Origin of the sequence: Pseudomonas laurylsulfatiphila, assembly GCF_002934665.1 — a bacterium.
GTDB lineage: Bacteria > Pseudomonadota > Gammaproteobacteria > Pseudomonadales > Pseudomonadaceae > Aquipseudomonas > Aquipseudomonas laurylsulfatiphila.
In genome coordinates this window covers 663,229-689,991 of the sequence record NZ_NIRS01000001.1, presented here as the reverse complement: position 1 = coordinate 689,991, position 26,763 = coordinate 663,229, and the positions used below count along the sequence as shown (strand labels likewise).

The 26,763-nt window shown below is 61.2% G+C and carries 25 protein-coding genes and 1 pseudogene; 6 read left to right on the top strand and 20 right to left on the bottom strand.

What is annotated here, in order from left to right; genetic code table 11:
* Window positions 1-11 precede the first annotated feature (11 nt).
* From CD175_RS03210 to CD175_RS03190, 5 genes and pseudogenes are all read right to left on the bottom strand, one after another.
* Window positions 12-659, bottom strand: coding sequence for a CpsD/CapB family tyrosine-protein kinase (locus tag CD175_RS03210; protein ID WP_104447634.1), 648 nt, complete (start codon window positions 657-659; stop codon window positions 12-14).
* Entirely contained in the window at window positions 660-1,406 is a 747-nt protein-coding gene (locus tag CD175_RS03205) for a sugar transferase (RefSeq protein ID WP_104447633.1), read from the bottom strand.
* A 142-nt stretch (window positions 1,407-1,548) separates the two neighbouring features.
* Window positions 1,549-1,767 (bottom strand): annotated as a pseudogene (locus tag CD175_RS31860) (UDP-glucuronate 5-epimerase); the annotation flags it as partial.
* Entirely contained in the window at window positions 1,764-3,116 is a 1,353-nt protein-coding gene (locus CD175_RS03195) for a UDP-glucose dehydrogenase family protein (RefSeq protein WP_104447632.1), read from the bottom strand. The gene CD175_RS03195 and the pseudogene CD175_RS31860, both read right to left, overlap by 4 nt.
* 395 nt (window positions 3,117-3,511) lie before the next feature.
* Window positions 3,512-4,552 (bottom strand): AraC family transcriptional regulator, encoded by a 1,041-nt coding sequence (locus CD175_RS03190; RefSeq protein WP_104447631.1) that lies wholly within the window; start codon window positions 4,550-4,552, stop codon window positions 3,512-3,514.
* Between the two features lie 71 nt (window positions 4,553-4,623).
* Between CD175_RS03190 and CD175_RS03185 the strand changes: the two genes are divergently transcribed.
* On the top strand, window positions 4,624-5,538 hold the full coding sequence (locus tag CD175_RS03185) for a LysR family transcriptional regulator (protein WP_104447630.1): 915 nt from the start codon (window positions 4,624-4,626) through the stop codon (window positions 5,536-5,538).
* A gap of 127 nt (window positions 5,539-5,665) precedes the next feature.
* Here the strand turns inward: CD175_RS03185 and CD175_RS03180 are convergent, their stop codons facing one another.
* Window positions 5,666-6,583: a LysR family transcriptional regulator gene (locus tag CD175_RS03180; protein WP_104447629.1), complete on the bottom strand. Its 918-nt coding sequence runs from the start codon at window positions 6,581-6,583 to the stop codon at window positions 5,666-5,668.
* A 97-nt stretch (window positions 6,584-6,680) separates the two neighbouring features.
* Here CD175_RS03180 and CD175_RS03175 point away from each other — a divergent pair, with 97 nt between their 5' ends.
* Window positions 6,681-7,520, top strand: a complete 840-nt coding sequence (locus CD175_RS03175; protein WP_104447628.1) for a helix-turn-helix domain-containing protein — start codon at window positions 6,681-6,683, stop codon at window positions 7,518-7,520.
* A gap of 524 nt (window positions 7,521-8,044) precedes the next feature.
* On the opposite strand, the gene CD175_RS03170 is transcribed toward CD175_RS03175, so the two are convergent.
* The 8 genes from CD175_RS03170 to CD175_RS03135 form a co-directional block, all read right to left on the bottom strand.
* Window positions 8,045-8,608, bottom strand: coding sequence for an NUDIX hydrolase (locus tag CD175_RS03170; RefSeq protein WP_104447627.1), 564 nt, complete (start codon window positions 8,606-8,608; stop codon window positions 8,045-8,047).
* A gap of 1 nt (window position 8,609) precedes the next feature.
* Entirely contained in the window at window positions 8,610-9,362 is a 753-nt protein-coding gene (locus CD175_RS03165; protein WP_007978695.1) for a GntR family transcriptional regulator, read from the bottom strand.
* 88 nt (window positions 9,363-9,450) lie between these two features.
* Window positions 9,451-9,840: a carboxymuconolactone decarboxylase family protein gene (locus CD175_RS03160; protein ID WP_104447626.1), complete on the bottom strand. Its 390-nt coding sequence runs from the start codon at window positions 9,838-9,840 to the stop codon at window positions 9,451-9,453.
* A 110-nt stretch (window positions 9,841-9,950) separates the two neighbouring features.
* Window positions 9,951-11,402 (bottom strand): NAD-dependent succinate-semialdehyde dehydrogenase, encoded by a 1,452-nt coding sequence (locus CD175_RS03155; RefSeq protein ID WP_104447625.1) that lies wholly within the window; start codon window positions 11,400-11,402, stop codon window positions 9,951-9,953.
* 147 nt (window positions 11,403-11,549) lie between these two features.
* The gene (locus CD175_RS03150; protein WP_007978701.1) at window positions 11,550-12,035 is read right to left on the bottom strand and encodes a flavin reductase family protein; all 486 of its coding nucleotides are present in this window, start codon (window positions 12,033-12,035) and stop codon (window positions 11,550-11,552) included.
* Between the two features lie 12 nt (window positions 12,036-12,047).
* A complete protein-coding gene (locus CD175_RS03145) occupies window positions 12,048-13,529 on the bottom strand; it encodes an aldehyde dehydrogenase (RefSeq protein ID WP_102675643.1) in 1,482 nt (493 codons plus the stop codon).
* Window positions 13,526-14,359, bottom strand: a complete 834-nt coding sequence (locus tag CD175_RS03140; protein WP_007978706.1) for an alpha/beta fold hydrolase — start codon at window positions 14,357-14,359, stop codon at window positions 13,526-13,528. Before CD175_RS03140 ends, CD175_RS03145 begins: the two co-directional genes overlap by 4 nt.
* Before the next feature lie 44 nt (window positions 14,360-14,403).
* On the bottom strand, window positions 14,404-14,994 hold the full coding sequence (locus tag CD175_RS03135; RefSeq protein ID WP_007978708.1) for an amino acid synthesis family protein: 591 nt from the start codon (window positions 14,992-14,994) through the stop codon (window positions 14,404-14,406).
* 516 nt (window positions 14,995-15,510) lie between these two features.
* Here CD175_RS03135 and CD175_RS31560 point away from each other — a divergent pair.
* Window positions 15,511-16,020, top strand: a complete 510-nt coding sequence (locus CD175_RS31560; protein ID WP_167399495.1) for a hypothetical protein — start codon at window positions 15,511-15,513, stop codon at window positions 16,018-16,020.
* A gap of 143 nt (window positions 16,021-16,163) precedes the next feature.
* On the opposite strand, the gene CD175_RS03125 is transcribed toward CD175_RS31560, so the two are convergent.
* The 5 genes from CD175_RS03125 to CD175_RS03110 all read right to left on the bottom strand — a co-directional run bounded on the left by CD175_RS03125 (window position 16,164) and on the right by CD175_RS03110 (window position 20,381).
* Window positions 16,164-16,754, bottom strand: a complete 591-nt coding sequence (locus tag CD175_RS03125; protein WP_162130295.1) for a helix-turn-helix domain-containing protein — start codon at window positions 16,752-16,754, stop codon at window positions 16,164-16,166.
* A gap of 53 nt (window positions 16,755-16,807) precedes the next feature.
* Entirely contained in the window at window positions 16,808-16,969 is a 162-nt protein-coding gene (locus CD175_RS31285) for a hypothetical protein (RefSeq protein WP_165824793.1), read from the bottom strand.
* 858 nt (window positions 16,970-17,827) lie between these two features.
* Window positions 17,828-18,190, bottom strand: coding sequence for a hypothetical protein (locus CD175_RS03120; protein ID WP_104447624.1), 363 nt, complete (start codon window positions 18,188-18,190; stop codon window positions 17,828-17,830).
* 159 nt (window positions 18,191-18,349) lie between these two features.
* A complete protein-coding gene (locus tag CD175_RS03115; RefSeq protein WP_007970873.1) occupies window positions 18,350-18,982 on the bottom strand; it encodes a response regulator in 633 nt (210 codons plus the stop codon).
* A gap of 34 nt (window positions 18,983-19,016) precedes the next feature.
* A complete protein-coding gene (locus CD175_RS03110) occupies window positions 19,017-20,381 on the bottom strand; it encodes a cache domain-containing protein (RefSeq protein WP_104447623.1) in 1,365 nt (454 codons plus the stop codon).
* Between the two features lie 328 nt (window positions 20,382-20,709).
* Between CD175_RS03110 and CD175_RS03105 the strand changes: the two genes are divergently transcribed.
* The 3 genes from CD175_RS03105 to katG all read left to right on the top strand — a co-directional run bounded on the left by CD175_RS03105 (window position 20,710) and on the right by katG (window position 25,540).
* Window positions 20,710-22,767 carry a carbon starvation CstA family protein gene (locus CD175_RS03105; protein ID WP_104447622.1) on the top strand — a complete coding sequence of 686 codons (2,058 nt, stop codon included), beginning with the start codon at window positions 20,710-20,712 and terminating at the stop codon, window positions 22,765-22,767.
* A 14-nt stretch (window positions 22,768-22,781) separates the two neighbouring features.
* A complete protein-coding gene (locus CD175_RS03100; protein ID WP_008051268.1) occupies window positions 22,782-22,979 on the top strand; it encodes a YbdD/YjiX family protein in 198 nt (65 codons plus the stop codon).
* Window positions 22,980-23,272: 293 nt separating this feature from the next.
* Complete coding sequence (gene katG, locus CD175_RS03095) at window positions 23,273-25,540, top strand: catalase/peroxidase HPI (protein ID WP_104447621.1); 2,268 nt, start codon at window positions 23,273-23,275, stop codon at window positions 25,538-25,540.
* Window positions 25,541-25,639: 99 nt separating this feature from the next.
* On the opposite strand, the gene CD175_RS03090 is transcribed toward katG, so the two are convergent.
* Window positions 25,640-26,728: a redoxin domain-containing protein gene (locus CD175_RS03090; protein WP_104447620.1), complete on the bottom strand. Its 1,089-nt coding sequence runs from the start codon at window positions 26,726-26,728 to the stop codon at window positions 25,640-25,642.
* Between the last annotated feature and the right edge of the window lie 35 nt (window positions 26,729-26,763).

Below are 26,763 nucleotides of genomic sequence, written 5' to 3'. Positions count from 1 at the left end.
TGTCTGATTGCTCACAGGTTTTTGTACAGCCATTCGGGCATGTAGTACTTGCGTCGGTTGAACACGCTGCCGACCAGTTTTGCCCCGGCCTGGCTCAGGCGCTGGGCCGCGGCCTGGGCCACTTCCCAGCGGGTGTCTTCCGCGCGCACGACCAGGACCACGCCGTCCACCTGGGTGCTGATGACCAGGGTGTCGGAGGCCGAATACACTGCGTCGCCATCGATCACCACGAACCGGTACTGGATGCCGAGTTGATCGAGCAGTGGGCTCAGGCGCTCGGGTGTCAGGTGTTCCTTGCCACGGGAGTAGCGGCCGAATGGCAGAACGTGAAAGGGCAGGCTGGAGACGTCCACCACGCAGTCCTGCAACAAGGGCGGGCTCTGGGTGTTAAACAACAGATCGCGAAACCCCCGTTCCTTGCTCAGCCCCAACTGTTGCGTGAGGTTAGTCTCCGACTGGCTGGTATCCACCAGCAGCACCAGGCCGCTGCTCATCTTCGCCAGTTGACTGGCCAGCGCCAGGGCACTGGTGGTGGTGCCTGCGCCGGGGTTGGCGGCGGTCAGGAAAAGGATCCGCAGGTTCTGATCCAGCACGGTGGATGTCAGGTTGGACTCGCTCGGGCTGACAATGCTGAGGCTTTTAGCCGTTGAACCGTCCATTTAACTGGCTCCGTGACCGCTGAACACTTTGAAAGGGGTTTTCAACAGAATCTTCAAGTCAAGCAGCAGGCTCTGCTCAGTGATGTAGGTGAGGTCCAACTCAACGCGCTGGTCGAAATCGATATTGCTGCGCCCGGAGATTTGCCACAGGCCGGTCATGCCGGGGTAGATGCTCAGGCGAACGAGGTGTTCATTCTTGTAGCGGTAGGCATTGAACGAAGTTGGCCTGGGGCCTACCAGACGCATGTCGCCGGTCACCACGTTGAACAGGTTCGGCAGCTCGTCGAGACTGGTGCGCCGAAGGAAGCCGCCGATACCGGTGATGCGCGGGTCTTTGTCGATCTTGAAATCGATAGCGTCGGTGCCGTGCTTGTTCAGGTGCCGCAGGGACTCCTTGAGCTCCTCGGCATTGGCGACCATGGTGCGAAATTTGTACATGCCGAACATGCGGCCACGGTAGCCGGTGCGTTTTTGCACGAACATCACCGGCCCAGGGCTGGTGAGTTTGATGGCCAGCGCCAGCCCCAGCAGCACCGGGGAAATCAACACCAGGACCAGCAGCGCGCCGAAGGAGGCCAGGACGCGGTTGGTGCGCGACAGGGTCCACGGCCGGCCACCTTCGCGACCGGTCATCCAGCCACAACCCTGCATGTGGATGGCGGCATCCATTCGCCTGCGTTGCTCGGGGTCCAGGCGCTTGTCCCTGCGCATTTTGTCGAGGGGCACACTTTTTTCGTGATCAGACATAAATTCTCCGCAGAGTTAAGCCGTGTGCGGTGTGGGCGACAGGCAGTCAGTCGTTAATGAGGAACCAGGCAACGAAGCACCTCAGTTCCTCATCCAGCTCGATGGGCGGCTGGAATTCGGTAGCGCGGGCCAGGTCGCTGGCAAACAGCGGCTCTACGGCCGGCGTATCGGCCAGGTCAACCGTTGATAGCGGTAAAGGGTGTGCCTGCTCCTGCACCCAACGCATGCGATCGTGCTTGAGTTGCGGGTCGCAGTAGCTGTTGAAGTTGTCCAGGCCGAACACCTGGTGTCCATCGTGCAACCGTCGCAGCACGCAATGGGCATCAATAAAACCGGTCGCTCCGGTGTCGAGAGTCTTCATGGCCGTACGTCCTCGGGCACGATGTGGCGCAAGCCAATGCCGCTGTAATGCAGGCCGGCGGCCGCCACCTGTTCCGGGCTGTACAGGTTGCGCCCGTCCACGATCACCCGTTGACGCAGTTTGCTCGCCAGCCTGTCGAAATCGACCACGCGGAAGTTCTTCCACTCGGTGCAGATCACCAGGGCGTCAGCGTCTTCGAGGGTGTCATCGCGGGTGGCGCACAAATGCAGGTCGTCGCGGTAGCCGTAAAGGCGCCGGCATTCGGACATGGCTTCCGGGTCGTAGGCCTGCACGCTCGCGCCTTCGGCCCAGAGTGCTTCCATCAGGTAGCGGCTGGGTGCTTCGCGCATGTCATCGGTGTTGGGTTTGAACGCCAGGCCCCACACGGCGATGGACTTGCCGGCCAGTCCGCCGGGAAATTGCGCCTTGAGTTTGCTGAACAGGATATGCCGCTGGTGGTCGTTGACGTCGGTCACGCTGCGCAGCAACTTCAGGGGCATTCCGGCGTGTTCGGCGGTGTGCAACAGGGCGCGCAGGTCCTTGGGGAAGCACGAACCGCCGAAGCCGCAGCCGGGGTAGATGAAGTGGTACCCGATGCGCGGGTCCGAACCGATGCCTTTGCGCACCGCCTCGATGTCTGCGCCCAACAACTCGGTGAGGTTGGCCAGTTCGTTCATGAAACTGATGCGCGTGGCCAGCATCGCGTTCGCCGCGTACTTGGTCAGCTCGGCGCTGCGGTTGTCCATGAACATCAATTTGTCGTGGTTGCGGCAGAACGGCGCGTAGAGGGCGCTCATCTGTTCGCGGGCTTGATCGTCGCCGGTGCCGACGATGATCCGGTCCGGGCGCATGCAATCGGCCAAGGCACTGCCTTCCTTGAGAAACTCCGGGTTGGACACTACCCGTACCTTCAGCGAGCTTTTGCTGCGGCGTTGCAACTCTTCAACGGCAGTAGCGCTGACCTGGTCCGCTGTGCCGACCGGCACCGTGGACTTGATGATCAGGGTACGGTCGGCCTCCATGAAGCTGGCGATCTGCCGGGCCACCTTCAGCACATGGCTGAGGTCGGCTGAACCGTCTTCGTCGGCGGGTGTACCGACGGCGATGAAGATCAGCTCGGCATGCTCCACCGCATCGCTGGCCTGGGTGGTGAAGAGCAGGCGACCGGCCTTGATGTTTTCTTCAAGGGTGCCGGAAAGCCCCGGCTCACTGATCGGTGGCACGGCCTGTTGCAGTTGCCGGATCTTGATCGGATCGATGTCGACACACAGGACGCGATGTCCGACATCGGCCAGTGCCGCTGCTTGTATCAGGCCAACATAGCCCGTACCAAATACGCTTACGTCCATATTAGCGTGCCTCATAAGACGGTGGAGAGTTGCAAAACAAGACTGTCAAAAGGGGTATAGACCAGCCTCGGCAAACCGTGTCGGCAAACCGGCCTGTTAAAGGGGCGAGACACCCCCAAATGTGGGGGCGATTGCCATCAAAGTCGCACGACCGTTGGGTTCGCCCCACGATTTTGACAGTTTGACGAAAATCTCAAGAAAGCGAAAAGCGCTAGTAAGCCTTGAATTACAAGGGTTTTATCTGCTTGGGTGGGTCAGGTGAGTTACCGAATTGATTTCGTTTTTTGACAGGGTCCGACAGTTCTTACGCACAGATGGCGCAATGCCGATGTTAAGAAATGTCCAACAATCCATTGCTCAAGTGCCTGTCGAGTCATAGCAAATTGCGTGGCTTTTCATTGACCTTGCCGGGTTCGCCAGGCGCCCGGCGCGCACCCCAGCCACCGCAGACATGCACGGTTGAAGCTTTGCACATCGCTGTAGCCCAGGCGGTCGGAAATCTCCACCAGTTCCAGGTCTGTTCCCTGCAAAAAGTCTTCGGCCCGGTAGCGGCGGTACTCGTCGAGCAACTCGGAAAAACTCCAGCCCAACGCCTTCAAGCGTCGGGCTGCGGTGCGCTCGAGCAGATGCTGGGTGCTGCACCATTGCTGCCAGTTGGCTTGTGCGAGGTCGACGATCAAGTGGTCGCAGACTTGCTCCAGCAAGGTCGGTTCGCTGTTGCGTCGGGTCTGCTCCAGCAGCTCGATCAGCGTGTGTTCCAGTTCATGATTGCCCGGCGTCAACGGGATGACGAACAGTTGTGGATCTAGGCGGATCGAGTGTTGCGCCTGTTGCCACTGCACGGGGGCACGGAAGGCTTGCTCGTGATCCTGCGGGTTGGCGGTGCAGGGGCCGGTCAGCCCGATGCCCAGCACCGGATCGCGCTCGAGGCCGCTGGCGAGGAACTTGCGCCGTAACATGCTGCACAGGCTGATGAGGATGTAATCGGCGGTCGCTGCACTGGCTTTCACGCTACCGCAGTCGAGCAGGCACAGTTCGATGCGGTCTGCGCCGCGCACAATCTGCGCCCGGAAGTGCCCGTTGAAAAATGGAAAGAAGCGCACGAAATACTGGCAGGCGCTGTCCAGTGATTCGGCCACGTCGAACAGGTACGTCAGGCCATTGGTGGCGGTGGAAACGAAGCGCCGACCGGCCGCCAGGCCGATCAGCGGGTCGCCGCTCTGTTCCAGGGCAAACGCCCAGAAGCGCCGCGACATGAACAGCGGAACGCGCATGAAGGGTGTGCGCAACTCGAACAGGCTGCGACGAAACAGGCCTTCGATGTGTTCGCGGTCCACACCGCGTGCCAGCAGCTCTTCGATGGCCGGCAGCAGGGTCGGCGCGTAGAACGCATTGGGTATGGGTTGATCGTGCAGTGGCTGATCGCTTTTTGTCATGTAGGGCTCACAGCTTGTTCCGGAACACTGGTTAGGCTGCCCGACGTTAAGCGATTTGCCGGAGCAAGACCATGCTTGATTTACGCCAGCTCGATTTGAACCTGTTGCTCGCCTTCGATGCGATTTACCAGCAGCGCAGCGTCACCCGTGCCGCCGAGGTGATGTGCCTTTCGCAACCGGCCATGAGCAATGCGTTGCGTCGCCTGCGCGAGTTGTGCGGCGATCCGCTGTTCATCAAAAGTCGCCTGGGCGTGACGCCGACACTGGTCGCCCATCGTCTGGCCGACTACGTGCGTGCGGCGCTCGAGTCATTGCGCGATGGCTTGCGCATGATCCCCGCCGCGCGGCAGAACAATCCGCTGCTGCGCATCAGTTGCCTGGATTGCCTGCAACCGGTGCTGCTCGATGCCTTGCTCGAATCGCCCCATGCCGATTGGCAGGTGCGTTATTTCCAGCCCCGGCGCCGTGACGCCTTGCAGGACCTGGCCAGCGGCAAGCTGGATATCCTGATCGACCTCGACCAGCCGCTGGCCGGGCTTGCCGGCCTGCACAAACAGGCATTGCCCGCCGACCATTACGTGTTCGCCTATGGCGCCGCGCTCAAGGCGCCGCCGCGCACCCTGCAGGAATACCTGGAGCAACCGCAGATTCAGGTGTCGAGCCGCCGCGATGGACTCAGCCCGGTGGACTTGCAGCTGGGCTTGAAAGGCCTGCGCCGCCATATCGCGATGAGTACCCAGAGCACCCTGGCCGCGAAGCTGATCGCCGACCGCCAGCCGTTGGGCATCAGCCTGCCAAGCCGGGTCGCCAGTGTGCTGGGCCTGGAACACGTGCCGCTGCCCCTGGACGAACCCGTGGAGTTGAAACTGGCGCTGTACATCGAGTCCCGCTATCGCTTCGAGCGCAGCCGCGAGGAGGCGATGCATTGCCTGCTGCGCGCCCTCGGTGAGCCCCGGGCATTGCAGGCGTTCGCAAGGCGCGCGTGATTTTAGATCTGCGACGAACCCTCTGTAGGAGCGAGCCTGCTCGCGATGGAGTGTCATTCACCGCGGGGTCGACTGATACACCATCGCGAGCAAGCTCGCTCCTACAGGGGGGGCGGTGGTTGTTCGACTAATTCGACGCCAACAAACGCCGGTCAACCGTCAGCACCGCCTCGACCATCGCCAGTGCCGCCGGTGTCAGGGAGTGGCCGGCGCGGCTGACGATGCCGTAGTGCAATTGCAGGCCGGGGTCATCCTTGGGCACATCGGCAAACTCCAGCAGGCGGATCAGGCCCTGGTCGACCAGTTCCGCGAGGGCCTCCATGGTCGCGATGCCCACTGCGTCGGAGCGCATCACCACGCGGCGGATGGCATCGAACTGCGCGCATTCCACGCTCGGGTTGAAGTCCGCCTCGCCCTGCGCGTCGGCGAGGATCTTGCGGATCATCGGCGGTATTCGCGTGCCGACCACCGCGTAGTCGAGCAGGGCGCGCAGGGACAGGTCCTGCTGTTGCGCCAGGGGATGACCGACACGGCAAAAGAACCGCCCACGCCGGGGTCGCAACAGCTGTACCTGGTATTGCGGGTCGCCGGTAAAGTACCGCGAGTCGGCCACGAGGAATTCGATCTGTTGTTCACGAAGCCAGAGCGCCAGTTGTTCCCAGTCGCCCTGGTGGAACCTGATGCGGATCGCCGGATGCGCCTGGATGAATTCCGCCAGCGCCTCGGGCACCAGCAACTGTGCCGGATACGGGCCACAGCCGAAGTGCAACTCGCCACCGGTCAGGCCGTTGTATTGCGTCAGTTCGTTGTGCAGGGCCTGGCTGCCGGCGAGCAGGCGCCGGGCATGTTGCAGCACCAGTTCACCCTGGCCCGTCAGGCGGAATTCGCGGCTGCTGCGCTCCACCAGCGCGCAGTCGAGGTCGCGCTCCAGGGTCTGGATGCTGCGACTGAAGGCCGGTTGGCTAAGGTTGATCGCCTCGGCGGCACGCCCGAAATTGCGGTAATCGGCCAGGGCGACAAGGTGGCGGAGTTGTCGTAGATCCATCATGCGTCTCCTGCATTTAGCAGATACTTTTAATGCATTGGATCGATAGCACAGAGGCTGGCATAAGTACATGCCTGTCTTCTCGCCGTAACGTGCCATGACCTGCCAACCGTTCATTTCCAGCGCCTTCACCCGCACCATTCTCAGCCATGCCCGGCAGTCCGGCCTGTGTCAGGACCAACTGCTGCAACGGGCCGGCATCTGTCTTTCGTTGCTCGAAGGGCAGGATCTGCACGTGCCTGCGCACCTGGTCGAGCGCCTGTGGAACGAGTGCGAACGTGCGGGCGCGGGGGCGTCGTTTGGCTGTGAACTGGTCAATGGCATGGCGACCACCACGTTGCGGGGTTTGAACATCCTGCTGGACTCCGCCGCCACCTTGCGCGCGAGCCTGGCGTGCTTCACTGATTTCCTGCCACGCGTGACCAACTATGTAGTGGCGGAACTGGAGGAGGGTGACGGGCAGGCCCGCCTGCACCTGCGCAATGCTGACCGGCAGGCGCATTTTTTCGGCCTCGATGCGGCGACCCTGACGTTGGTGCGCAACATCGCCCGACGCTTGGGGCGGGCGCCGGCCGAGGTGTTTGTCAGCGTTCGCCTGACGCCGCAGCAGGCGGCCGGGCAGTGGTTGCGTAGCGTGGGTATTGAGGTGCTGGAGGGGGCACATCCGTGTTTGAGCCTGCCAGCGGTTAGCCTTGATGAGCCGTTGTTGGGGGCTAATGCGTTTTTGCATCAGAGCATGTTGCGGCATTGGCAGACTGCGGCGGCGCAAGATAGTCGTAGCGACAGTCTGGAGTTGGCGCGGCATTGGTTGACGGCGGGCGATCAGCCGATTGAGCGGATTGCCGAGCGGTTGGGGTATCGGCAGGCCAGTAATTTTATTCGGGCGTTTCGTAAGCGGTTTGGGGTTACGCCCAAGCAGTTTCGTCTGAGGGTGTAGTTGTTGGGTCTGGTGTACATATCCGTTGCTGCGGTAACGGCGGCTTATGGTTTCGCCCTTACGGCGAGTCCCTTTGGCAAACGCCGGAGTGCCGGCCCAGCCCAAAGGAACCAAAGGTCTCGCCCCTTACGTACGGCCCCTCGCTGAGGCTCGGGGTACCTTCGCTGCGGTATTCATCCGGGGGCATTGCCCTCCGGTCGGCTTCGCTTCGACCTACATGCAATGAGTTCGGCTGCGCCGAACGGCGCTGCGCGCCCATCCCCGGATGAACACCTCCGCTCAGCCTGCCGAGGGGGCGGGTGGATCAAGATCAAGAGCGGCAGGCGAGCTAACGCTCGGCCTGTTGAGTGGTGAGAAGCGTGGGTGTACGCCGACCCCCTGTAGGAGCTGCCGAAGGCTGCGATCTTTTGATCTTGATCTTCCGTTCTTAAAAATCAAAATCAAAAGATCGCAGCCTTCGGCAGCTCCTACAGGCCGGGCGGCGTTCCGTTTTTCCAAGTACACAGTCAAAAGCCAAAGACGAATCAGCGAATAAAGTGAATCTTCCCGCTGTCATCATTGCCCATGTAAATGCCATAAACGCCGGCCTGCCGCTCCTCGATATAACGCTCGAGAATCTGCCGGATCGCCGGATAATAGATGCTGTCCCAAGGAATCTCCTCAGGCGCGAAGAACTTGTAGTCGAGGGTTTCCGGCCCGTACTGTCCGGTAATCTCCAGCGCGATGGCGCGGAAGATGATGTACACCTCGCTGATCTGGGGCACGCTGAAAATCGAGTAGGGCGAGACGATTTCCGCACGCACGCCACTTTCTTCCCAGACCTCGCGCAGGGCCGCCTGCTCCGTGGTCTCGCCGCTTTCCATGAAGCCCGCGGGCAGGGTCCAGGTGCCGGGGCGCGGCGGGATGGCGCGCTGGCACAGGAGGTACTTGCCGTCCTGCTCGATGATGCAGCCGGCGATGATTTTCGGATTGATGTAATGGATGTAGCCGCAACCGCGGCACATCAGGCGCTCGTGCGTATCGCCCGGCGGCAGTTGCTGACCGAGATCAGCGCTGCCGCACTTTGGGCAAAAGCTCGGGCTGAACATCTCAGCGGCCTATGCGCGGTTCTTTCAGCGCGATGGGCAGGGTGATCGCCGGGACGTCGCCGGTTTCTTCCTGCTTGCGCTTGAGGTAGTCCAGGGCCACGGCAGCGGCCGCGCGCACGTGGTCGACGCAAGCCTGGTGGGCGGCCAGCGGATCGCCGCCCTTGATCGCCTCGACCATGCGTTCCATTTCCTGGTTGCTGGCGCCGCGACGGTTTTCCTGGGATACCGAGGTCGCCCGCAGATAGCTGATGCGTGCCTGCAACTGGCGCAGCTGAGTGGCCGCGACATGGTTGCCCGAGCCTTCGAGCAGCACGTCGTAGAAACCTTGCACCGAATCGATGACTTGTTGCAGCTCGCCGTCCTTGAGCGCCTTGCGGTTTTCTTCGAGGGCTTTTTCCAGGGCCTTGATGTCCTTGGCCTTGGCGCGCAGGGTGAACAGTTGCACGATCAGCCCTTCGAGCACGCAGCGCAGCTCGTAGATGTCCACGGCGTCGGCCAGGGTAATGATCGCGACACGCGGGCCCTTGGCATCGGCGAATTCCACCAGGCCTTCGGATTCCAGGTGACGCAAGGCTTCGCGCACGGAAGTACGGCTGACGCCCAGGCGATCGCACAGATCGCGTTCGACCAGACGGTCTCCCGGCAGGAGCTGGAAGTTCATGATGGCGCTTCGCAGTTTATCCAGCACGATTTCGCGCAGGGTGACGGGGTTGCGATTGACCTTGAAGCTGTCGTCGAGTGGCAGGCGTTTCATGGGGTCCGCTCTGATTGTGGCTGTCCATGCAAAAAGAGCACTTCGATTACGGGAATCCCGGTGCTCGGTCGGATCAAACAGCCAAGGGTTAACTGGAGGCCTCGGCATCGGCTTCGGCGAAGGCTTCACGGGCGAGCCGGAAACTGTCTACGGCAGCGGGGACACCGCAATAAATGCCGACCTGAAGCAATATTTCGCGTATTTGCTCACGACTCAGGCCGTTACGCAAGGCGCCGCGCACATGCAACTTGAGTTCATGGGGCCGGTTGAGGGCCGAGATCATCGCCAGGTTGATCATGCTGCGTTCCTTGAGGGACAAACCCTCACGGCCCCAGACATGACCCCAGCAGTACTCGGTGACCATCTCCTGCAACGGGCGGGTGAAGTCGTCGGCGTTCTCGATGGAGCGCTTGACGTAGGCTTCGCCCAGCACCTGGGTGCGGATCTTCAGGCCTTTTTCGTATTTTTCGTTGTTCATTCCGATTGTCTCCTGTGGGGGCACGGATCTGTAGGAGCCGGCTTGCCGGCGATGGCGTTCTTGAGGACGCATTCGCCGGCAAGCCGGCTCTTACAGGTTGAACGCGCGGCTCAAAGGCCGCCCATCAAGGTGTATTTGAGTTCCAGGTAATCCTCGATGCCGTACTTCGAGCCTTCACGGCCCAGCCCCGAGGACTTGATGCCGCCGAAGGGGGCGACTTCGGTGGAAATCAGCCCTTCGTTGATCCCGACCATGCCGTACTCCAGGGCCTCGCTCATGCGCCAGGCGCGGCCCAGGTCGCGGGTGTAGCAGTAGGCGGCGAGGCCGAATTCGGTGTCGTTGGCCATCTCGATGGCCTGGGCCTCGGTGTCGAAACGGAACACCGCGGCCAGCGGACCGAAGGTTTCATCGCGGGCGACTTTCATCTGTGGGGTGACGCCTGTGACCACGGTCGGCTGGAAGAAACCGTTGCCCAGCGCATGACGCTCGCCGCCGCACAGCAGTCGTGCACCCCGGGCCAGGGCGTCTTGCACGTGCTCTTCGACCTTGGCCACGGCGCGCTCGTTGATCAGCGGGCCCTGGGTGACACCTTCTTCGAAACCGCTGCCGACCTTGAGCTGCGAAACCCGCTCGGCAAGGCGTGCGACAAAGGCGTCGTGGATGCCGGCCTGCACCAGGAAGCGATTGACGCAGACGCAGGTCTGCCCGGCGTTGCGGAATTTGGCGATCAGCGCGCCGTCGACTGCACGTTCCAGATCGGCGTCGTCGAAGACAATGAACGGCGCGTTGCCGCCCAGTTCCAGCGAGACTTTTTTCAGCGTCGGCGCGCACTGGGCCATCAGCAACTTGCCGATGGCGGTGGAGCCGGTGAACGACAGTTTGCGCACCTGCGCACTGGCGGTCAGCTCGGCGCCGATTGCGATGGCGTCGCCGGTGATCACGTTGAAAATACCCGCTGGAATGCCGGCCTGTTCCGCCAGCGCAGCCATGGCCAGTGCCGAGAACGGTGTTTCCGGAGCCGGCTTGACGATGCACGGGCAACCGGCGGCCAGCGCCGGGCCGGCCTTGCGGGTGATCATCGCCGCCGGGAAATTCCACGGCGTGATGGCCGCGACGACGCCAATCGGCTCCTTGCTGACCACGATGCGCGCATCGCCCTTGTGGCTGGGAATGGTGTCGCCGTAGATGCGCTTGGCTTCCTCGGCAAACCACTCGATAAAGCTCGCGGCGTAGAGGATTTCGCCCTTGGCTTCGGCCAGTGGCTTGCCTTGTTCGAGGGTGAGGATTTCGGCCAGGGCGTCGGCATTTTCCAGCATCAACGCATGCCAGCGCTTGAGCGTATTGCTGCGCTCTTTGGCGGTCAGCGCACGCCAGGCCGGCCAGGCTTTGTTGGCGGCCTCGATGGCCAGGCGCGCATGCCCGGCGCCGAGGTTCGGCACCTGGCCGATCAACTCGCCGGTGGCCGGGTTGAAGATGTCCTGTTGCGCACCATCGGGCGCATCCAGCCATTGGCCATTGATGTAGGCCTGCTGGCGGAACAGTAACGAGGCTGCTGGGCTCATGCCGGCTCCTGACAAAAAAAGAATATGCACCGCGGTACCTGTGGGAGCGAGCTTGCTCGCGATAGCGGACTGACATTCAACATCCATGTCACTGATACACCGTCATCGCGAGCAAGCTCGCTCCCACAGGGGGATTGTGTCGAGCCATCAGGCCAGGGCAGGCAGCGGCCCCAGCTTGCCTTTGTGGTAGATCATCGGCGTCACCGGTTGCTCGGGCAGGATCAGGTTCTTCACCGCGCCGACGATGATCGCGTGATCACCGCCGTCGTATTCGCGCCACAGTTCGCACTCGATGATCGCCGTCGCCTTGGCCAGGATCGGGTTGCCCCGTTCGCTCAAGTGCCACTCGATGCCTTTGGCCTTGTCCTTGCCTTTGCCGGCGAAGGCATAGGCTTCGGCGGTCTGCTCGGCGGACAGCAAATGAATCGCGAACTGCTTGCTGTCGCGCAGCACCGGGTAGGTGTCGGAGCCGTAGTTGGGGCAGAACAGCACCAGTGCCGGGTCGATCGACAGCGCACTGAAGGCGCTGGCGGTGATGCCGACGATGCCGCCGTCCGGGTCCAGGGTGGTGACCACCGTGACCCCGGACGGGAACGAGCTCATCACGTCTTTGTAAATGCCGGGTTCGATCATTTTCCAGGACTCCTAGCGCATCACGAAGGGATCAGGCATCGGTGCCTGGGACAGGTTGATCCACACCGTTTTCAGCTCGGTGTAGGCCAGCACCGAATCGATGCCGCTTTCGCGTCCATAGCCGCTGTTCTTGAAACCGCCGATCGGCGCCATGGCCGAGACCGCGCGGTAGGTGTTGACCCAGATGATCCCCGAGCGCACATCCCGGGCCAGGCGGTGGGCACGGCCCAGGTCGCGGGTCCAGATGCCGGCGGCGAGGCCGAACTGTGAGTCGTTGGCGATCGCCAGGGCTTCGGCTTCGTCCTTGAAACGGATGACCGAGGCCACCGGACCAAAGACTTCTTCCTGCATGATCTTCATCGAGTTGCGGTCGCACTCGAACAGCGTCGGTTCGTAGAACCAGCCGTCGCCCAGATTCTGCGGACGCTTGCCGCCCAGGCGCAGGCGCGCACCTTCGGCGATGGCATCGGCCACCAGGCCTTCGACCACCGCCAGTTGCTGCGCGGTGGCCATCGGGCCCATTTCGCTGCTGTCTTCCTGGGGGTTGCCGATGCGGATGCGCTGGGCTCGCTCTACCAGACGACCGACGAACTCGTCGTAGATTTCGTCCTGCACCAGCAGGCGCGAACCGGAGACGCAGCTCTGCCCGGAAGCGGCATAGATTCCGGCGATGGCGCCGTTGATCGCACTGTCGAGGTCGGCGTCGGCGAAGATGATGTTCGGCGATTTGCCGCCCAGTTCCAGCGACAGCTTGGCGAAGTTCTCCGCGCTGCTGCGCACCACATGCCGCGCCGTGGCCGCGCCGCCGGTGAAGGCGATCTTGCGCACCAGCGGATGGCGGGTGAGGGCGGCGCCGGTGCTTGGGCCATAACCGGTGACGACGTTGACCACCCCCGGCGGAATCCCGGCTTCCAGGGCCAGGCGCGCCAGTTCGAGGATGGTCGCCGAGGCGTGCTCCGACGGCTTGATCACGATGGTGTTGCCTGCGGCGAGGGCCGGAGCGAGTTTGATCGCGGTCAGGTACAGCGGGCTGTTCCACGGGATGATCGCGGCAACCACACCCATGGCTTCGTGCACGGTGTAGGCAAACAGGTCCGGCTTGTCCAGCGGCAGGGTGCCGCCTTCGAGCTTGTCCGCCAGGCCTGCGGTGTAGTGGAAGAACTCCGGCAGATAACCCACCTGGCCACGGGTTTCGCGGATCAGCTTGCCGTTGTCGCGGCTTTCCAGCTGCGCCAGTTGTTCCTTGTTTTCCGCGATCAGGTCGCCCAGGCGTCGCAGCAGTTTGCCGCGCGCGGTGGCGGTCAAGCCGCGCCAGGCCGGGCTGTCGAAAGCGGTTTGCGCGGCTTGTACGGCGCGCTCGACATCGGCTTCGTCGGCATCGGGCAATTCGGCCCAAGGTTCGGCCAGCGCCGGGTTGAGGCTTTCGAAGGTCTTGCCGGACAGGGCATCGACCCATTCACCGCCGATGCACATCTGGAAGCGTGCGAGTGTCATGCAACGATCCCCTTGATCTGGTTTTGTTGGGAGTGCGCGGCCTGCAGAAACTCCAGCAACAGCTGGTTGACCAGGCGCGGCGATTCTACGGGCATCATATGCCGTTGCTCGGCGAGGACGGCAACGGTCGCACCGGGAATGCGTTCGGCCAGTTGCCGGGCCATTTCCGGGGTCGAGCCGGGGTCCAGTTCGCCGGTGGCGATCAGCGTCGGCACGCGGATGCTGCCCAGGTCGTCGGCGCGGTACATGTCCTGGGTGGCGAACAGTTCATAAGTAGTCAGGTAACCCTGCGGGTCATTGCCGGCCAGGGTCTGGCGAATCGCGGCGATCTGCGCCGGGTTCGCGGCCTGGTATTCGCGGCTGAACCAGCGCGACAGCGCCGCTTCGGCATTGGCGTCCGGCCCGTGTTCGGCGGCCTGGCTGGTGCGGGCGATGACCCCCGCGCGCTGTTCGGCGCTGCGGTTGAACACGCTGTTGAGCACCACCAGGCCTTCCAGGCGTTGCGCGTAGTGCAGGGCAAACGCCCGCGCCACCAGCCCGCCCATGGAAAAGCCGATCACCGTTGCCTTAGGCAATTGCAGGTGGTCGAGCAGCTCCAGCAACTGGTCGGCATAGCCGAGCAGCGGTGTGCCGCTCTCCGGGCGCGGACTGGCGCCATGGCCGAGCATGTCGTAGGCGATGACGCGGTACTTCGTGGCCAGGCCAACGATCTGGCCGCCCCACATTTCTTTGTTCAGGCCCACGCCGTGGATCAAGACCACGGGCTGGCCTTGGCCGGTCGCCAGGTAACTGGTGCCAGCCGGGGTGAGTTCAGCGGTGAGCCGAATCATGGAGCGCTCCTGCAATGCCTTCTTGTTGTCGTTCTGCCGGCCGGTTACTGGGCTTTTTCGGCGGCCAGTTCTTCCAGGTCGATGTAGCGGTTGCCGATGCGCGGGTGCAGGCGGCCGCCGTCGGCGCAACCCAGGACCACGACGATTTCGTCGGCACGCGGGGCGTCTTCGATCTGCATTTCCAGGGTGATGTAGTGCGAACGCAGGCCTTCGTCGTCCTTGTGCATCATCGGGATCTGAATCGAGGTGCCCGGGCCGCCGCGCTTGTTGGTGAAACTCAGGTAGCTCTTGGCCTTGACCGCTTCGCGGTAGTGGTTGCCGAAGCGCAGGGTGTGGATCACCGCCGAAGCGTGCTCGATTTCGCCATCGGCACCGACCACCGCAGCCTTGCCATAAGCCTCGATCTTCTCGGCGCCGCCGATGATGCCCACCAGACGCTCGACCATCAGTGCGCCGAGGTCGGAGCAGTTGGCGCGGATCTGAGGTTTCAGGTCTTCGACGAAACCGTTGCCCAGCCAGGGGTTTTTCATCACCACGGCCAGACCGACCATGGTCACGGGCTTATCGGTGGCTTTGCCGCCTTCAATAAAGGTTTCTTCGACATAGCTGACGATCTTGCGGATTTCGAAACTCATGAGCTGCTCCGTGGAGGTTTTGGGTGTCTGTGCGTCTGATGGTATACCATAATACCGGAAGCACAAGACCCCGAACGGAGTTTCTGGCTGGATGGCGTGCAAAAGTTCGCGCCACGGGCACCCGCGGACAAACGGCAGGCGCGTGTTTGCTTCGGGCACAGGCCCGGCATCGGGAGAGAAAGGCAGCGTAAAGAAGGGGATCAGCGGTGAAGCGGCGTGTCGGTGTGCCTGGAGGGAAAGATTGTGATACCGGTTAGAACGATTATTTCTTTCCGCTATTTATATAGATGCAATCTGCATATCCATAACCGAATAATCCGCGTCATGGCTTTTACCTTGTCCGTGATCGAATCCGATTGTTCGTCACAGCAGAAACAATCGTCCTGCCTGCCTCGTTAAGACTGCCCCGACATCGACTTTGGCTGTTCGATCGCCAGCTTGTTGCGCTCGGCCGATTCCCTAGAATCGGCCTCCATCAGCTTCGCCCAACTATCCAGTCCTTCAGGGAGCAACACCATGATGAATGCCATGCAGATGCAAATGCCGATGAACACCACCATGCCAACGATGCCGATGATGGGCATGCCGATGATGATGGCGACCATGTCCTGCGACATGATGGACGACGGAATGATGTGCAAGATGATGCCGGCCGCTGGCATGGACATGGCCATGTTCAAGAACAGCGCTGAAATGATGCAGATGATGATGAACTGCGGCATGCCGATGATGATGCACTGCGGCAACATGAGCATGATGTGCATGTCCCAGGCGAGCATGGCCATGCCGATGATGAACATGATGATGCCAATGCCGATGATGGGCATGCCGATGCCGTCGATGAAGTGCGTGATGGAATGCACCATGATGGCTGACGGCATGATGTGCAAAATCATGCCGATGGCCGGCATGAACATGGACATGATGAAAAGCTGCTGCGCGCTGATGATGAAAATGATGAACGACTGCGGCATGCCGATGATGATGAGCTGCAATGGCATGCCGTTGATGTGCTGTACCTGCTGATCCCTGCACGGTACCTGTAACTGTAGGAGCGAGCTTGCTCCGGGCGGTGATCCGACGATGGGCCCGAGGCTGACGCGTTTTTTCAGGAAACCCGCGTCATCGTTGACGTCCATCGCGAGCAGGCTCGCTCCTACAAGGTCGTTTCAGTCCAGGCGTTCCGGGTAGGTCACTACAAGATAAGCCACCGCTTCACTGTCGGCGGGGTTGCGATAGCGGTGGGGCTGGTCGGCATAAAACAGGATCGAGTCCCCCGTGGACAGCAGGTAACGCTCGTCGTTGACGCTGATTTCCAGCACTCCCTGCGCCACCACCAGGTTTTCCTGGACGCCTGGGCCATGGCCCTGCGAATGGTCCTCTCCCAACGGGCTCAGGCGCAGCTCGTAGAATTCCGATTGGCGCGCTACGTCAAAGGGGAACAGGGCACGGCTGACAAAAGCGCCGTTGGCACTGACCAGGCGTTTGCTCTGGCTCGCCGACAGCACGGCCACACCTTCGAAGGCCCGATGCTCCAGAAACGCAGCCACCGATACCTTCAAGCCTTTGGCGATTTTGCACAGCACCTTGATGGACGGCACGCTGCGCCCCGATTCGATTTGCGCCAGCATGGCACGGCTCACGCCGCACTGTCGGGCCAGGGCATCGAGGGACAGATGGCGCTTGCCCCGCAGGCGCAACAGGTTTTGTGCTACCCGTTCGCAGATCGGGTCCTCTTCAGGGGCATCCGGATTGTTCAGGTCCAGCACAGGCTCGTCCGCGCTTATCAGAAAGCGCGAGGGTTCGTGCGCGTTCACGCCTGACGTGTCTCGGCAGACCGAGACGCCTGAACCCACTGGAATGCCTGTAATCCGGCGTTGCGTGCGTACATCTCCCACATGGCCCGTGCCCGTTGCTGAGCTTGTTTGCGTTTGCGGTAGCTGGCGAAATCGATGAGGTTGTCAGTCGGATTCATGGGGCACTTCACTGTGGTGATGAATGACGGGATGACTGGAGAGTACGCTTCTACTTTTATAACGATAAATACTTAATTTTTATTTATTAATTCCTTTTTGTTCTTTGTGTGGGCGGTTTCAGGTGTCAACGCAATACCTGTAGGAGCCAGCCTGCTGGCGATGGACTCCAGTGCGCCGCGTTTATTCAGGTTCACCCGCGTTATCGTTAACGACCATCGCTGGCAGGCCAGCTCCTACAGGGGACCGTGCCCACGCTGAAACTGTAGGAGCCAGCCTGCTGGCGATGGACTCCAGTGCACCGCGTTTATGCAGGTTCACGCGCGTTATCGTTAACGACCATCGCTGGCAAGCCAGCTCCTACAGGGGACCGTGCCCACGCTGAAACTGTAGGAGCCAGCCTGCTGGCGATGGACTCCAGTGCGCCGCGTTCATCCAGGTCACACGCGTTATCGTTGACGACCATCGCTGGCAGGCCAGCTCCTACAGGGGACCGTGCCCACGCTGAAACTGTAGGAGCCAGCCTGCTGGCGATGGACTCCAGTGCACCGCGTTTATGCAGGTTCACGCGCGTTATCGTTAACGACCATCGCTGGCAAGCCAGCTCCTACAGGGGACCGTGCCCACGCTGAAACTGTAGGAGCCAGCCTGCTGGCGATGGACTCCAGTGCACCGCGTTTATGCAGGTTCACACGCGTTTTCGTTGACGACCATCGCTGGCAAGCCAGCTCCTACAAAGAAGCGTGCCCACGCTGAGAGTGAAGTGAACCTCCAAGCCAGTGAAAGCCTCCAAAAAAAACATGAAAAAACCCGGCTGATCAGGCCGGGTTTTTTGTTGGGCGTTGAGGTGCAGCGATTCGTTATGCCGCACGATTCTGGATCAGACGATCCGAGCCACCTTCAGCAACGCGGTTCTGCAGCAGTTTGTCGGAACCACCTTCAGCAACGCGATTCTGCAGCAGTTTGTCAGAGCCACCTTCAGCGACACGGTTCTGCAGCAGTTTGTCAGAGCCACCTTCGGCAACGCGATTCTGCATCAACTTGTCGGAACCATCGGCGGCGACGCGGTTTTCGATCAAGCGATCGGAACCACCTTCAGCCACACGGCTTTCAATCAGACGATCCGAGCCGCCTTCAGCGACCACAGGTTGAGCAGAAGTTGCGGCGAAAGCGTTAACTGCGAAAACCGAGAAAGCGATGCTGAGGAGGGTCTGGCGTTTCATGATCGTGTGCTCCGGGGTGCTTATGGGTTGGTATGGAGCAGATGTTACGCCGTGGATTTTTTATGAGAACTTCATTGAGTCAATGGTGACTATCGATGCAGTCAATGGATGATTCGGTGCTCCCACAGGCTTTTGCAGTGGCCACAGTGGGACGGGGTGTCAGCGGGAAATGAGCCCATGATCGATGGCGTATTTGACCAGCGCCGCCGGTTTGTCGATGTTGAGCTTGCGCCGGATGCTCAAGCGGTGTGTCTCCACCGTGCGCACGCTGATGTCCAGTTCCCGGGCCATTTCCTTGTTGTTCAGCCCTTGCGCCATCTTCGACAGCACCTGGCTTTCCCTCGGGGTCAGTTCGTTGTCGGTGTTCCTGTCGGCGATCAGCCGTTGGGCGATGTCGGCGCTGTAGAAGGTTCCGCCGCTGGTGATGGCTTCGATGGCGGCGATGATTTCCCGTGACGGGGCGTTTTTCAGCACGTAGCCGCTGGCGCCGGAGCGCACCGATTCACTGACGTATTCGTAATTGTCGTACATGCTCAGCACCAGCACCTTGAGCGACGGGTACTGGCTGCGCAGCACGCGGGTCAGTTCCAGTCCGTTCATGTCCGGCAGGCTGATGTCGACCAGCAGCAGGTCCGGCTGGCAGCGCCCGACCATGTCGATGGCGTCGGCGCCGTTTTCCGCTTCGCCGACCACTTCCAGGGGCGACATCACGGCCAGCAGTGCCTTGATGCCGTCGCGCACCAGGGAGTGATCGTCGACCAGGGCGATGCGGATCGGGGAGGGCAGGTTCATCGCAGCTATTCACTCTTGTAGTGGTGGGGCCGGCTCAGCGTTTTGCGCCGGGCTTCATCGGCAGTCGTACGTCCAGCTCGCTTCTGCCCGGCATCGAGATCAAGTCGAAGCGCCCGCCATAATGTTCGACGCGTTCGCGGATGTTACGCAAGCCAATGCCGGCCTGACGACGTTCGACCTGGGCGACATTGAAACCGATGCCGTCATCGACCAGCGTCAGCCGCACGGACTCGTCGCAGCCGCGCAGTGTAATGGACACGTGCTTCGCCTGGGCGTGGCGTTCGATATTGGTCAGGCCTTCCTGGACGATGCGAAACAGCGACACCGCCGCGCCGTCGACCAGTTGGCAGTCGAATTCATTTTCGTTGTAGGTCACGGTCAGCCCGCTGCGCTGCTCGAATTCCGCCGCCAACTGGCCGATGGCCGCCGGCAGGCCGAGGGTGTCGAGCAAGGATGAGCGCAGGTCATGGGAGAGGCTGCGGACTTCACCGATGGCATCGCCCAGGCGTTCGGTGGCGTCCTTCAAGGTGTTCAGGCCCTTGTCCCGGGCTTGTCCGCTTTCCAGCAGGTGGCTGGCCAGTTCGAACTGGAACTTGATCGAGACCAACACCTGGCTGACGCCGTCGTGCAACTCGCGGGACACCCGGGATCGTTCCTCTTCCTGCAGGCTGACGATGCGTTGGGTCAGGCGCTGCAGTTTCTTGTCCGCCAGCCGATGTTCGCTGACGTTGAGGGTCATGCCGGTGGCGAAGACAAACAGCACCGCGACCAGGGCGACCACGGCAATCGCCATCATGGTCTTGCGGATGCCCATGGCCACTTCGGCACGGGCCTGCTGGGTGGCGCGCTCTACGTCTTCGAGGTAGATGCCGGTGCCGAGCATCCAGCCCCAGCGGTCGAGCATCACCACGTAGGCGAGCTTGTCGGTCACCTGGCCGGAGGAGGGCTTGTTCCAGGCGTAGCGTTGGAAGCCTTCACCGGATTGCGCGCTTTTGAGCAGCGCCTGAATCACCGGCAGGCCGTGGGGATCCTTCATGTCCCACAGGTACTGGCCCACCAGTTCCGACTGGCGCGCATGCATCAGGCTGCGGCCTTCGTGGTCGTAGACGAAGAAGTAGCCGTTGATGCCGAAGCTGAGCTTGCGCAGTTCTTCCAGCACTTGTTGCTGGGCGCGGGCGTCGCCATGGCCGTCGTCGTACAGCGGGGCGATCAGGCTCTGGGCCATTTCCACGTAGTTTTTCAGTTCCGCGCGTTTGCTCGCCAGAATGCTGTCTTCGATCAGTTGCGCCTGTTGATCGCCCAATTGGCGATTGAGGGAAATCACCAGCGCGCAGATGACGGCAATGGCCAGCACCAGCGGCAGAATCCCGAGGGCGACGATCTTGTGTTTGAGCTGCATCTCTACTCCTGTCCCCGCGCTTGCGCCCGACCGAGGGACGGCGGGGCCGGCATCATATGCCAAAGATACGCTTCTGTAGGAGCTGCCGAAGGCTGCGATCTTTTGATCTTGATACCCCAAAAAGTCAAAAGATCGCAGCCTGCGGCAGCTCCTACAAGGGCGGTGCGGTAATCCAGGTGGCGTCTACGTAGTACTACGTAGACGCCACGTACGTAGTAACGCGGATTTATTTGTGGACGGCATGCGCAGATATTGGGCCAGCTCCGCACCGCGGACACAATTATAAAAATTACCGCCGCAGTCACTGGCTGTCGGCAGGAGACACGCTATGCCCCGTCTGGCTAAACACCTCGCCTGGTTTGCCGTGGCTGTCCTGGGAGCGATTGCGCTGAGTGTCGTGGCCCTGCGCCGCGGCGAAGCGATCAACGCCCTGTGGATCGTAGTCGCAGCCGTCGCCATCTACCTCGTTGCCTACCGCTACTACAGCCTGTTCATTGCCAACAAAGTGATGCAGCTCGATCCTGCTCGGGCCACGCCGGCTGTGCTCAATAACGATGGTCTGGACTACGTGCCGACCAACAAACACGTGCTGTTCGGTCACCACTTCGCGGCCATCGCTGGCGCGGGGCCGCTGGTCGGTCCGGTACTGGCGGCGCAGATGGGCTACCTGCCCGGCACGCTGTGGCTGATCGCCGGTGTGGTGCTGGCCGGTGCCGTGCAGGACTTCATGGTCCTGTTCATGTCCACCCGTCGCAACGGCCGCTCCCTGGGCGACATGGTCCGTGAAGAAATGGGCCGCATCCCCGGCACCATCGCGCTGTTCGGTTGCTTCCTGATCATGATCATCATCCTCGCGGTGCTGGCGCTGATCGTGGTGAAAGCTTTGGCCGAGAGCCCTTGGGGCATTTTCACGGTGATGGCGACCATCCCGATCGCGATGTTCATGGGCATCTACATGCGTTACATCCGCCCGGGCCGCATCGGTGAGATCTCGGTGATCGGCGTGCTGTTGCTGCTCGGTTCGATCTGGCTCGGCGGGCAGATTGCCGCGGATCCGGTGTGGGCCAAGGCCTTTACCTTCACCGGTATCCAGATCACCTGGATGCTGATCGGCTACGGTTTCGTTGCCGCGGTGTTGCCGGTGTGGCTGATCCTGGCGCCGCGTGACTACCTGTCGACCTTCCTGAAAATCGGCACCATCGTCGCGCTGGCCATCGGCATCCTGGTGACCATGCCCGAGCTGAAAATGCCGGCCCTGACCCAGTTCATCGACGGCACCGGCCCGGTCTGGAAGGGCGGTCTGTTCCCGTTCCTGTTCATCACCATCGCCTGTGGCGCGGTGTCGGGCTTCCATGCGCTGATCGCTTCCGGCACCACGCCGAAGTTGCTCGCCAATGAGGGGCATGCCCGTTACATCGGTTACGGTGGCATGCTGATGGAATCCTTCGTGGCCATCATGGCCATGGTCGCGGCGTCGGTGATCGATCCGGGCGTGTACTTCGCCATGAACAGCCCGGCGGCCGTGGTCGGCGCCGATGCGGTGGCCGTTGCGCAAACCGTCAGCAGCTGGGGCTTTGCGATCACGCCGGAAGCGTTGCAAGCGGTGGCCCACGACATCGGGGAAACCACCATCCTGGCCCGTGCCGGCGGTGCGCCGACCCTGGCGGTGGGGATCGCGCAGATCCTGCACCAGCTGTTGCCGGGCGAGAACACCATGGCGTTCTGGTACCACTTCGCGATCCTGTTCGAAGCGCTGTTCATCCTGACCGCAGTCGACGCCGGTACCCGTGCCGGGCGCTTCATGCTTCAGGACCTGCTCGGTTCGTTCGTGCCGGCCCTGCGTCGCACCGAGTCCTGGACCGCCAACTTGATCGCCACTGCCGGTTGCGTGGCCATGTGGGGTTATCTGCTGTACCAGGGCGTGATCGATCCGCTGGGCGGCATCAACACCTTGTGGCCGCTGTTCGGTATCTCCAACCAGATGCTGGCCGGTATCGCGCTGATGCTCGGCACCGTGGTGCTGATCAAGATGAAGCGCCAGCGTTATGCCTGGGTCACCTTGCTGCCGGCTGTGTGGTTGCTGATCTGCACCACCACCGCCGGCTTCATCAAGCTGTTCGATGCCAACCCGGCGATCGGCTTCCTCGCCCTGGCGAAGAAGTACAGTGATGCCCTGGCCAATGGTCAGGTGCTGGCCCCGGCCAAGAGCATCGAGCAGATGCAACACGTGATCTTCAACGCCTACACCAACGCCACGCTGACCGCGCTGTTCCTGTGCGTGGTGTTCAGCATCCTGTTCTTCGCGCTCAAGGTCGGTATCGCCGCTTGGGGCAGCAAGGAGCGTACGGATAAAGAAGCGCCATTCCAGGCGCTGCCGAATGCGTAGGCGAGGAGGGCAGCATGTTCAATGACCTGAGTCGCCTGGGCAAATACCTCGGTCAGGCCGCGCGCCTGATGGTCGGCATGCCCGACTACGACAACTACGTCGAGCACATGCAGAGCAAGCACCCGGACAAACCGGTGATGGACTACGAGGCGTTCTTCCGCGAGCGCCAGGAAGCCCGTTACGGCAGTAAAGCCGGACCCAAGTGCTGTTGAGTGAAACAAAAAAAACCGGCTGAAAGGCCGGTTTTTTATTGCGTGCAGCAAAGCCCCGGGTCATGGAAGCATTGCCAACCTCCTTGCTGATTTGCACTGTTTATCAGCTATCTCCACGGATGAAGCGACAGTTTCCCGGACCGGTACTTTAATGGAGGGTCTGGAGCGACTGATCACGGGGCTGTCATAGCCTTAAGGCTATGGATCCCATACCGAAAAGCTATTTCATCAATCGGTGATCCGGATCCACGCTCAAGGGTGGTTAGCTGAAAACAAAATCAAGAGGAGATGCCATGTCAACTGAATCGAAATGCCCGTTCAATCACGCCGCTGGCGGTGGCACGACGAACCGCGACTGGTGGCCGAACCAACTGAACCTGAAGATCCTGAGTCAACACTCGCCCAAGTCTGACCCGTTGGGGGGCGACTTCAACTACGCCGAAGCCTTCAAGAGCCTTGACTTCCAGGCACTGAAAAAAGACCTGACGGCGCTGATGACCGATTCCCAGGACTGGTGGCCGGCGGACTTCGGTCACTATGGCCCCTTCTTTATCCGCATGTCCTGGCACGCCGCAGGCACCTATCGCACCGGTGACGGCCGGGGCGGCGCCGGCTCCGGCCAGCAACGCTTTGCACCGCTCAACAGCTGGCCGGACAACGTCAGCCTCGACAAGGCCCGCCGGCTGCTGTGGCCGGTCAAGCAAAAGTACGGCAACAAAATCTCCTGGGCCGACCTGATCGTCCTCACCGGCAACGTCGCCCTGGAATCCATGGGCTTCAAGACGTTTGGTTTTTCCGCTGGACGCGCGGATGTCTGGGAACCGGACGAAGACGTTTACTGGGGTTCTGAAAGCAAATGGCTGGGTGGCGATACCCGCTATGGCAAAGACGACAGCAAGCCCGTGCAACCGCCAGGCGATGTACCGCTGGTGGCTGAGCCCGGCAGAAACGAGGACAGCCGTACCGAAAATGGCCGCAATCTGGAAAACCCCCTTGCTGCGGTGCAGATGGGCCTGATCTATGTGAACCCGGAAGGCCCGGAAGGCGAACCGGACCCGGTTGCCTCGGCCAAGGACATCCGCGAAACCTTCGGCCGCATGGCGATGAACGATGAGGAAACCGTGGCGTTGATCGCCGGTGGCCACGCCTTCGGCAAGACCCACGGCGCCGGGCCCGCCGACCACGTCGGGCCGGAACCTGAAGCCGCCGGCCTGGAGCTGCAAGGCCTGGGCTGGAAGAGCACATTCGGCACCGGCAAAGGGGCCGATACCATCACCAGCGGCCTGGAAGTGACCTGGACCACCACGCCAACCCGATGGAGCAACAACTACCTGGAAAACCTGTTCGGTTTCGACTGGGAACTGACCAAGAGCCCGGCCGGCGCCCATCAGTGGAAACCGAAGAACGGTGCCGGTGCCGGGACCATTCCCGATGCCTTTGATCCATCCAAACGCCGTGATCCGACCATGCTGACCTCGGACCTGGCCCTGCGTTTCGACCCGATCTACGAACCGATTGCCCGGCGCTTCCTGGCCAACCCTGATCAACTGGCCGATGCCTTCGCGCGCGCCTGGTACAAGCTCATTCACCGTGACATGGGCCCGCTCTCGCGCTACCTCGGCCCGGAAATGCCGGGCGAGGAACTGCTGTGGCAAGACCCGATCCCTGCCGTCGATCATCCGCTGGTCAACGACAGCGATGTGGCGGGCCTGAAAAGCAAGGTGCTGGCGTCCGGCCTGTCGGTGTCGCAGCTGGTATCGACGGCGTGGGCCGCCGCTTCCACCTTCCGTGGCTCCGACAAACGCGGCGGTGCCAACGGCGGGCGCCTGCGCCTGGCGCCGCAGAAGTCCTGGCCGGCCAACCAGCCGGAGCAACTGGCCAATGTGCTGGCCAAACTTGAAGGCATCCAGAAGGAGTTCAACAGCGGCGGCAAGAAAATCTCCCTGGCCGACCTGATCGTGCTCGCCGGTGGCGCGGGTGTCGAACAGGCGGCGAAAAACGCCGGCCACAGTGTGACGGTGCCGTTCAGCCCGGGACGCACGGACGCCAGCCAGGAACAGACCGATGTCGAGTCCTTCGGTTTCCTTGAACCGATTGCCGACGGCTTCCGTAACTACCTGAAAACCCAGTACCGCGTGCCCGCCGAAGCCTTGCTGATCGACAAGGCACAACTGCTGACGCTCAGCGCACCGGAAATGACGGTACTGCTGGGCGGCCTGCGGGTGTTGAACACCAACGTCGGCCAGAGCAAACACGGTGTGTTCACCCAACGGCCGGAAGCGCTGACCAATGACTTCTTCACCAACCTGCTGGACATGGGCGTGGAGTGGAAGCCGGTGTCGGATGCCCAGCAGGAGTTTGAAGGGCGTGATCGCAAAACCGGTGCGGTGAAATGGACGGGCACCCGGGTTGACCTGGTCTTCGGTTCGAACGCGCAGTTGCGTGCGCTGGCCGAAGTCTATGCCAGCGCCGATGCGCAGCAGAAATTCGTCAAGGACTTCGTGGCTGCGTGGACAAAGGTGATGAACCTGGATCGCTTTGACTTGAATCGCCGCATTTAGAGGAGATAACGCTGGCACTACCGGCAAAAGGTGCCTCGGCTCGCCCTCCGGCTTTTACTTCAGCGGAGGGCATCCGGCGATCATGGTCCGAACTGGCACTCAAGGCTGTCTTTCAATAAATGAGAGGTTCTGTTCTCGAATGACGCCAGCAGCATCATCGTAGAGAAACGGCAGAAACATGTAACGGCGACCTTGGGTTACAGAAGTGGCTTCGTGCAAGAGTGAACAGGAAAACACCACGGCCCCTCCTGTCGGCGCGTTGTAATACACTTTTCCATACTCTGGAAAATGCAGAAAACCACCTTCGTACTCTCCCGAATTAAGAAACAGGGAAACGGCAAAACGGCGATGGGCCGTACCCTTCGTGGTGTTGTCCCTGTGGGGCCGGAAATGCCCGCCTTCCTCGCTGTTGTAGCAGGCCACCAGATAGCGCTCCATTCGAGTGGCATTGAACTGGAATGCTTTATGTAACTCTGGAAGTAAACGGCTGGCTATACGCGATTCACAGGCCTTGGCTAGCACTTCATCTTCAATAACGCAGTCACGACGTCGTTTGTGATTATGGTCAGTGATGTGGACGGTTTTACCCGACTGCTCCGTCATGAACCCGGATTCCTCTCCGCCGCGTTCGTCGTAATAACTGATCAGTGCTTTACACAACGACGGCTCAAATATGCGGGGAACCACCAGGACGGGGGCGTGCGGAGTGGCGGCATGTGGCGCAGCCGTTGCAGGCAATCGATCCAGAAAGCGCATTAACGAGGGTACATGGTTATCGATGGGTGTTTTTATCGGGACGATGGCCAGGACACGTAGCGCAGGGTCCAGCACATAGGTCATTTGCCTGATGCTGCCGTCTGGCTGCAATGTACCGTAGAGCTTGCTGACCGACCGATCGAAATCCCAGATGAAGCGTATGCCGGGTATCGAACTCTCCACCCGCTTCAGCTTTTCATCCTCTGGGTCGACGGAAACACCAAAGAAGCAGATTTGATCATCATCAAACCGTGGGCGATGGGCCTGAATATCTTCCAGAACTTTAGTGGATACAGGGTCAGCCGCAGAACCAAAAAAACAAAGCACTACATACCGACCGGCAATCGTGTCGAAACAAAAGCGTTCTCGTAGTTGAGTGCGGCAATGAAACCAGGGGGCTGGTTGACCGACTGAAAATGCCGTGGCACGCATCACAACTCCTTACCCGTTGGCCGTGGATCGTTGCA